This is a genomic window from Desulfosporosinus sp. Tol-M2, from assembly GCF_059735615.1.
In genome coordinates this window covers 1-2,373 of record NZ_JCAIJG010000025.1, presented here as the reverse complement: position 1 = coordinate 2,373, position 2,373 = coordinate 1, and the positions used below count along the sequence as shown (strand labels likewise).

At 46.2% G+C, this 2,373-nt stretch carries 2 protein-coding genes; both read left to right on the top strand.

Translation table 11 applies throughout. The annotated features are described in order from the left end of the window. Window positions 1–1,412, top strand: a 1,412-nt coding sequence (locus AC6I5A_RS00965) for a cell wall-binding repeat-containing protein (protein ID WP_034610679.1), incomplete at its 5' end; no start/stop codon positions are given. A 228-nt stretch (window positions 1,413–1,640) separates the two neighbouring features. After that, window positions 1,641–2,373 (top strand): glutamate racemase (gene murI, locus AC6I5A_RS00960; protein WP_052167809.1); only part of this gene is annotated, 733 nt, incomplete at its 3' end.

Genomic DNA, 2,373 nt, shown 5'->3' with positions numbered 1-2,373 from the left:
TATCTGACCCCTTTACAGGATCTGTGGGCAGCGTTACCATAACAGACTCCGAGGGGGTTCAAAGATTATTTCCTATTTCCGGGTCAGGTGGAAACTATACAATTTCCAATGTAACGTTAGAAAACGCTGGAGATTATCAATTAGTCATCCGCCAAGGAGCAATGGGTACAGCCTTAGCCGCAGGGACGATAACGGTGCTGAATGCCAAATCAATCATTACAGACTCTCTTGTAATGAATACGAATAAAACCATAAATATTAAGGTTATGGATTCCGCAGGTAATCCATTGGTCCGTAAATCTATAACTGTAGACGGGACTGCAGTAGGAGCTGCGGATTCAACTTATACAACGCTTAGCGATGGAACGTTTACATTTACGATGACCCCTACTGCGTTGGGAACCGCTAACATCATTTATGCCGGGCATGTGATCGGTACGATTCCGGTTCTTCCCGCCTATACTCAAAATGCGCGCATCGGAGGGACGACGGAGGATAACGTTTCCCTGGCGATTGCCATTGCCCAAAGTGGATGGACGATGGGGACCCCTTATGTCATTTTATCACGCGATGATCAATTTTCGGATGCTCTCGCCGCAGTTCCACTTTCGAAAAAACTTAATGCTCCGATATTAATGACGGATTCTGCGAAATTAGACGATCGGACGTTAGCGGAAATCCGTACTCTCGGTGCTAAGAATATTTATCTTGTGGGTGGAACAGTCGCCATTTCTCAAGGCATTCAGGATAGTTTGAGCAATGAGTTTACGGTTACTCGCCTTGCCGGGCAACAAGGATATGATACTGCTGCGCTGATCTCCTCAAATGTGGGGATTGATCCCACCCATACCGTATATCTTGCCAATTCGCATGCCATACCAGATGCAATCGCGATCAGTTCTTTTGCCGCTGAGCAAGGAATCCCTATCTTGCTAACGGATCGAGATCAACTGCCCGCATCTACAATTCAGGCATTGATAGATCTTGGTGTGAATAATGTCGTCTTGCTTGGGGGAACCGCTGTTATTAGCACGTCAGTCGAAAATGATTTAAGTTCAAACTATTCAGTTAAACGGTGGGGTGGCTATGACCGCTATGATACTCAAAACATCATTTTCCAAAATCTATTTTCCATACAAACTCCCCAGTCCCCGCTGTACTTAACATCTGGACTGGTTCGGCAAGATGATGTCAGTTCAGGTAAACCCTATGCCGATGCCTTGTTAACGGCTGCACTGGCTGCGAAAAATGGTGGTTTTGCGGCTATGCTTCCGAAAAGTTACATCCCATTAAGTTTGAGATACTTTTTGTTATATAATAAAGGATATATTTCAAAGGCGGCAGTTGTGGGCAACAATAACGTTGTTTCGAAGGATTTGGTGCAACAGCTTCAGCAAATGTTGATTCATTAAAACCTTAGTACCCGAGGACAGCAAAGTCCTAACTCCAAAGCTTCGATTCAAGGTAGCCCCCCATGCCGCGGATGCGGCACCATCAGAAGGATGAAAATAACTATTTTCAGAGGAGTAGCAGTAAAAGTACTCCCGAAAAACATGGAATGTATTGAGTTTCGTTTTGAATAGAATGCAGGGAGCCTAATTTTTTGAGGGGGCTTTACTTGAATTAAAGGGGGAGAAACGTTGGAGAAACAACGCGTGATCGGTATATTTGACTCTGGGGTGGGTGGACTTACCGTAGCGAAAGAAATTCTGGAAAAACTACCGGATGTTCGAATTGTTTATTTTGGAGATACTGCCCGCGTCCCGTACGGAAACCGTTCCCGCGAAGAGCTTATCCATTTCGGAGAAGAGATTGTTACTTTTCTGGTTGGGCAAGGGGCAGAGGTGATCGTCGTTGCCTGTAATACCAGTTCTGCAACCGCGCTTCCTGTTCTACGGGAACAGTTTGACCTTCCGATGATCGGTATGGTCGAACCGGGGGTTCGTTTGGCTATTGAAAAAACTCTAGCCGGAAGGATCGGACTCATAGCCACGGAAACCACCGTGCGCAGCAAAGCTTATGTGTTCGGCGTGAATCGAGCATTGACGAAAGGAATCTTACCTGAAGATTTGGTGCTTCGGAAGGCTTGGCAACTGGGAGAGCAGGAGATAGCTTTAGTTAAAGCACAGGGTTGTCCTCTTTTTGTTCCCTTGATTGAGGCTGGTCTAGCTAATTCTACACAAGCCCAAGGGATCGCCCAAACGTATCTGGCACCATTAAAGGAGGCCGGTGTGGATACCCTGATTTTAGGGTGTACGCATTACCCTTTTCTCGAACCTGTCATTCGGGAGTTTCTAGGCGAAGACGTCCTGATTATCGATCCGGCTTTGGCTGTTGTGCAAGAGCTGGAGAAATTGCTTCGGCATATGGATG